General features: G+C 59.6%; 3 protein-coding genes. 2 read left to right on the top strand and 1 reads right to left on the bottom strand.

From position 1 onward, the window contains the following. The first annotated feature begins 751 nt into the window (after positions 1-751). Both ilvD and L1A08_RS03240 read left to right on the top strand, forming a co-directional pair. A complete protein-coding gene (gene ilvD / locus L1A08_RS03245; protein ID WP_238754163.1) occupies positions 752-2,437 on the top strand; it encodes a dihydroxy-acid dehydratase in 1,686 nt (561 codons plus the stop codon). A 685-nt stretch (positions 2,438-3,122) separates the two neighbouring features. After that, entirely contained in the window at positions 3,123-4,250 is a 1,128-nt protein-coding gene (locus L1A08_RS03240; protein WP_238754161.1) for an FAD-binding oxidoreductase, read from the top strand. A gap of 7 nt (positions 4,251-4,257) precedes the next feature. On the opposite strand, the gene L1A08_RS03235 is transcribed toward L1A08_RS03240, so the two are convergent. Next, on the bottom strand, positions 4,258-6,201 hold the full coding sequence (locus L1A08_RS03235; RefSeq protein ID WP_238754159.1) for a redoxin domain-containing protein: 1,944 nt from the start codon (positions 6,199-6,201) through the stop codon (positions 4,258-4,260). Positions 6,202-6,452 lie beyond the last annotated feature (251 nt).

Genomic DNA, 6,452 nt, shown 5'->3' with positions numbered 1-6,452 from the left:
AGGAGGCCGCCGTTTGACGAGGGGGATAATTCAGCCCTGCTTCGTCTTCCTCTCGGAGAAAGTCCCTTCCAAGAACCCCGTCCAATCCCGTTCTCCCACGGCTGCGCCGCCCCGAAAGAATCTTTCGGGGCCACCCGGGAAGACCGAGAGTCGCACAACAGGGTTGGCTCAGACGCGTGCGTCTGAGTGACGAAGTCACAGGAAGCAGGTCACCCGCGTGGAGCGTTTCCAGACGCTGCAATCTGAAGTCCCGTCCCCGCACAGGGTGGCCGTGATAGCTCCGCTATCAGGGCGGCGAAGCCGTAGGAGACCGCCGTTTGAGGAGGGGCAGAATTCAGTCCTGCTTCGTCTTTCCGTGAATCAAGTCTCTTCCCGTGAATGAAGTCTCTTCCCGTGAATGAAGTCTCTTCCCGTGAATGAAGTCTCTCCCTAACAGGCCACCCATTCCCATCCTCCCTGGGCCGCTTTGAGCGGATCTTTCACGGCGACCCGGCGTGACAAAGTGAGGGCGTCTGCGCAAAAGTCCATAACTCGCTCGTTTCCGGGACTTTTGCGCAGAGGACCCCCGGAATTGGGCTCGCGAACCCGCGAAGGTCTCTGTGGGTCTCCCCCGTGGAGGATCGCTTGCTGACCCCGCCTCCTGTTGCCTGCCACCTGGGACTCACCGATCAAGGTGTTCGCTTGCGTGGCGGGGGCGAAAAGCGTAAGAACGTGGCTTGAGACCTGATGTATCGAACCAGAAAGAAGAGTGATGTCTGCTCCGTTGAACAAGTACAGCTCCAAGATCACGCAGCCCCGCAGTCAGGGAGCCTCTCAGGCCATGCTTTACGGCACCGGCATGACCGAAGAGGACATGAACAAGGCTCAGGTCGGCATTGGCAGCGTGTGGTACGAGGGCAACACCTGCAACATGCACCTCCTCAAGCTGGCTGAGAAGGTCAAAGAGGGCGTTCAGGCAGCCGATCTCGTCGGGATGCGGTTCAACACCATCGGCGTCAGCGACGGCATCTCGATGGGCACCGACGGCATGTCCTACTCGCTGCAGAGTCGCGATCTGATCGCCGATTCGATCGAAACCATCATGGGGGCTCAGTGGTACGACGGTCTCGTCACTCTGCCCGGCTGCGACAAGAACATGCCGGGCTGTCTGATCGGCATGGGACGTCTCAACCGTCCGTCGCTAATGGTTTACGGCGGCACCATCAAAGCCGGTTGCGGACTCAAGAAGGACGAAAAGCTCGACATCATCTCCGCGTTTCAGTCGTACGGACAGTACCTGGCCGGGAAGATCAGCGACGAAGAACGCAAAGAGATCGTGAAACGCAGCTGTCCCGGAGCAGGGGCCTGCGGCGGAATGTACACGGCCAACACGATGGCCTCTGCGATTGAAGCGCTCGGCATGTCGCTGCCGTACAGCTCGTCGATTCCGGCTGAGCATCCCGACAAACTGCAGGAATGTCTCGACGCCGGGCAGGCGGTTCGCACTCTTCTTGAACGCGATATCAAGCCGCGAGACATCATGACTCGCGAAGCCTTCGAGAACGCCCTGGTCATCGTGATTGCCCTGGGCGGTTCGACGAACGCCGTGCTGCACCTCATCGCGATGGCTCGTTCGGTGAATGTCGATCTGACCATCGATGACTTCCAGTCCGTGAGTGACCGCGTGCCGCTGCTGGCCGACATGAAACCGTCGGGCCTCTACGTTCAGGAAGACCTGCAGAGCATCGGCGGCACCCCCGCGATTCTGAAGTATCTTCTCGCGGAAGGCTTCCTCAACGGTGACTGCATGACGGTGACCGGCAAGACGCTGGCCGAGAACGTGGCCAACGTGCCGGGCCTGAAGGAAGGCCAGCGGATCGTTCACAAGATCTCCGAGCCGATCAAGAAGACGGGGCACATCCGGATCCTTCGCGGCAACGTCGCTCCCGACGGAGCCGTCGCCAAGATCACCGGTAAGGAAGGCCTCCTCTTCAAAGGACCGGCTCTCTGCTACGATCGCGAAGAAGCGATGCTCGCCGGCCTGGAGAAGAGGGAAATCAAAGGGGGCGAAGTGATCGTCATCCGCTACGAAGGTCCCAAGGGCGGACCGGGAATGCCCGAGATGCTCACCCCCACTTCGGCCATTATGGGAGCCGGCCTCGGCGACAAGGTCGCACTGATTACGGACGGCCGCTTCTCGGGCGGCTCGCACGGATTCATCATCGGCCACGTAACGCCGGAAGCCCAGGTCGGCGGCCCGATCGCTCTGATTCAGAACGGAGACGTGCTGACCATCGACGCTGAAAACAACCGTCTCGATGTCGACGTGTCGGACGAGGAACTCGCCAAACGCCGCGAGAAATGGACCGAACCGGAATATCTCTTCAATCGCGGCACCCTCTACAAGTACATCAAGAACGTGAAGACCGCCAGCGAAGGCTGCGTGACGGATGAGTAGGGGGTAGGCGCTGGGCGTTCGGCGTCAGGGGATAGCCGTCAGGCATGTCTCATGGGCATGACGTTTAGCAAGTCTCTGGAAACAGTATTGGGGTGGCCCGTCCGTCGTAACGCGGGATTCATTGCTCAAAGAGTTCTGGTACAGATCGGGTAGTAGCCAATGCATCTCTCATGTTCGCGCACATCATGTCCCTTCGCCCCCTTTAGGGGGAGAAGGTGCCCGAAGGGCGGATGAGGGGGCGATCAACCAGCGATGCTCCATACAAATGAGAATCCACGGCCCGTGGAGCATGTCACCCGTATTCCCCCTCACCCTAACCCTCTCCCCCACGGGGGCGAGGGAACTTACGTCGCCAGGTCTTTATGACATGTCTCGATAACGAGACAGTCGTTGAGTGACAGAAAACTCGCCACAATAGATCCCACATTCCCACGGACGGGTGACGAAGTCACAAGAGGCCACGCCATGGATGAGATTCTCTCGGAGACCGGATGATTTCAGCAAATAACCCGCGGATGGCGCCGCCTCTTGTTGTCGCGGGCGCGACCCGCCCGGTGAGGCGGACGAGCCACCCGTCCAATCTTAACCTGGCGGGTATGGAATAGGCGAAGCCGTATCCCAGAAAATGAACGATCGATGCTGGCAAACGCTTCGCGATCCCAGCTCTCTTTGGCGGTATCAAATCATGTTCAGCCCGACCAGCATCGAAGACCTTCAACAGTGGTGGAAGAACCGCTCGGCCGAGCAGGGACCGATCCGCTGGATGCAGTCCTGGCCCGAAGCCGCAACCGAGCCGGAGCTCTCGCTCCGGGACCTGCGGAACGTTATTGATTATCCGCATCGCGACATGACGATAACCGTCCAGACCGGGATGACAATCGCCGAGCTGCAACGAATTCTCGCCGAGCACGAACAGCGACTGCCGCTCGATGTTCCCGTGCCGGAGTCCACTACGGTGGCGGATCTGATCTGCCGGAACTGGTTTGGTTCACTCGTCTGCGGGCATGGCACACCGCGGGACTGGCTCCTCGGTGTCACGGCGATCGACGGTCGCGGCCGCGTCTCGCATTCGGGGGGACGAGTCGTGAAGAACGTCGCCGGCTACGACGTTCCCAAGCTGCTCATCGGCTCCAGAGGACAGCTCGCCATTCCACTCGAAGCGTCGTTCAAAGTGCTTCCGGTTGCCGAGGCGAGTCAGACACTGCGAATTGAAGTCGACAGCTTCCAGCAGCAACAGAACGTCTGGACCGCTCTGCGGGATCTGCCCTTCGATCCCGTCGTGTTCGATGCCCGATTGCAGAATCATTCGATGATCGTCAGTGTCGAAGGACCCGCCGGAGTCTGCTCACAGTTACTGGAACAGATTGAAGCCGCCGCTCGGACGACCGGAGCCATGATGGGGATTGCGGCTGAAGATGCGTCGACGGACAGCTGGCGAACGGTCGAACGGTCTCTACAGGAGTTGAGTGGTCCGGCCGTCGTGATCCAGATCGGCGGGCGAGCCTCGCAGACGATTCCGTTGCTTGAAGTTGCTGCCGAGTTTGGACTCGATGCCGTCGGCCATGCCAGTCGGGGTGCCGTCGTGGCGTTCGGCTCGGCGAATGCTCTTGAGGGGCGTGAAGCTGCTTTGTATCGGAAACTGCGCTCACTGCAGGCGAACGCGGAGGTTCTGACCGGTTCCGTAGAACTGAAGTCCCAGCTGGATGCCGTTCAGGCGGCCGCTTCCGACTGGCCGATCCGTCGGGAGCTGAAACGGGTCTTCGATCCGTCTGGCCTGCTCGAACCGCTGACCGCTTCCGCAGCCGCCGTCTGACGTTCGATCAGTTCCGTCCCTGCTTGCGAGCAGCCGCTTCGAGTTCGCCCGCATCCACGAAACCATCCCGATCGGCATCGATCAGCAGGAAAATGGCGAGCCATTTCGTCGGCACTTCCTTGCGGGAAATTTTCCCGTCGCCATCAGCATCGAGTCGCGCGATCAGTTGGTCGGCTCGACCGCCCAGGGCGGAAGCGACACTCTTCCTGCCATCGATCGGCACGGCGAGATCGAAGTAGCCGATCATCATCTCTTCCCACGTCTGATCGCCCCAGCGAACGGTCTTCCCGGGATCGGGATTGAACGGGTTGTCTTCGGAGTTATCGAAGTGAGCCGTGCAGAAGAGCTGGGAACCCGCCTCAATTGTCAGCGGTTCCGCCAGTCGATAAGACGTCTGCCAGTTGAAGTCGTACGCGGGAACATCAAGCAGAGTCTGCCGCTTTCCGTCGGGAGTCTGTAACTCGTACCGGAAGGCTTTTCCCCGCAGGTGCATGTGCGGCATCATGGTCAGCAGCTGGACATCGGCCTGAGCCCGCGGAGAACTCGCGGAGACTTCGTAATTGCCGTCACCAGGTGGAATCTCGAAGTTGCGATTGGTTGCACTGCTGGTCACGATCTGATGAGTGATTTCCTCACGATCGGCGAAGATGAGGGCCAGTTCGCTCTGATCTTCCGTCGCTGATCCGATTGGTGTGTAGTGCATCTGAAAGACGAGTTCCGAGTTGGCCGGAATCTTCTTGGCCATGCCGGCCGGGTAAGGCTGCGGAATCAAACCGGGGACATAAGCGGCCAGAAAACCACCTTCTTCGCCGCCGCCCCGTTCTTTGGATTCCCGATCGCGGGCAAACACCAGCACATGGTGCACGACCAGAGCATTGCTCGGACGGACCTCGGCAGCCTGAATCCACTTGTCCTCCGTGAAACCGGGATCCACAGAATAATACTGGTACTTCACCGTGCCGTTCGCCGGCACCTGCACCGGTTCCTTCGTCACGGGAATGATCACATCCGGCTCACGCGGCAGGAGCCATTCCGAGGGGTACTGCTTCATCACCGGCATCTCGGTGGGATCACCTTCCGGCGCCCCAGCTGCCACCCATTGAAAGATCAGCTCTTTCTCATCCACGGTCAACGAGCAATTGTTGGCGAACTCGGCATGACCGGCTGCGGCGTGCCAGGGCGGCATGCGACCTTCACGAACGACTTCCTCGATCATCCCGGCCCAGCCTGCGACTTCGTCGTAATCGGTGAGGGCAAACGGAGCGACCTGGCCTTCACGATGGCAGTCGATGCAGCGCTGCTGGAACAGCCGGACAATCTGGTTGGAAAAGGTGATCGCCGACGAGGACTTCGGCTTTGGCTCCCGTCCGATGATGCAGCCGACCGCTTCCGTCCGGGATGTCCGGATGTCGCGACCTGCCAACAAATCGTCGAGGGCATCCTTCAGGTCATGATTACGCGGCTCGTCGCGGTAGGTTCCGACGCCAAACTGATCGTCAATCCGTCCCCGATAGACCACGGTCCGCTCCTCGTCGAGCAGAAACGCTTCGGGGGTCCGCTCGGCTTCGAACTGATCGGCAACGCGATTGTGAACGTCTTTGAGGAGCGGGAAGGTGAGCTGATGTTTCTCGGCGTATTCACCGATGTTATCGACCGAGTCGTGCTGATTCGACATGATGCCGAGCACCGTCAGCCGTTCGCCATTGTACTCGTCGGCCATCGCCTGAAGTCGGCCCGAATAGAGCTTGGCCAGCGGGCATTCGGTCCCCAGGAAGACGACAACCACCGCTCGCGATTCGACCCCGGCCAGAGATCGGGTGAGGCCATCCTGATCCCGCAGCACGAAGTTGTGAATAGCCGTCCCGGAACGAGCCTCGTCAGCAAAGGTCGCCACACTCACCAGCAGCACACCCATGAAGACAGACAGAGAAGAAAAGATCGCCTTTTTCAATGGGAACTCCAGGTTCAAATGTCGATACCAGTGAGGAGGGCAGTCCACTGTAGTGGGGTTGGCAGCCGAACGGTCGCCATTCACGGGGCAACCGTCCTCACCCTTCTATACCCTGAATCAGCAGAATAGTTTCAACCGTTTCCGGACCGAGCTTCTTTCTGGCAGGTTTTTCGCCTACACGCCTCGTTGTTACTCGGTAGAACTATTGAGTTTCCACGCGAGTTGACTATTTGTTGTGAAGTTTGTTCGAA

It is taken from the genome of Rubinisphaera margarita, from assembly GCF_022267515.1.
Lineage (GTDB): Bacteria > Planctomycetota > Planctomycetia > Planctomycetales > Planctomycetaceae > Rubinisphaera > Rubinisphaera margarita.
Note: the sequence above shows the minus strand (reverse complement) of the source record. Positions and strands in the feature narration are given on the sequence as shown.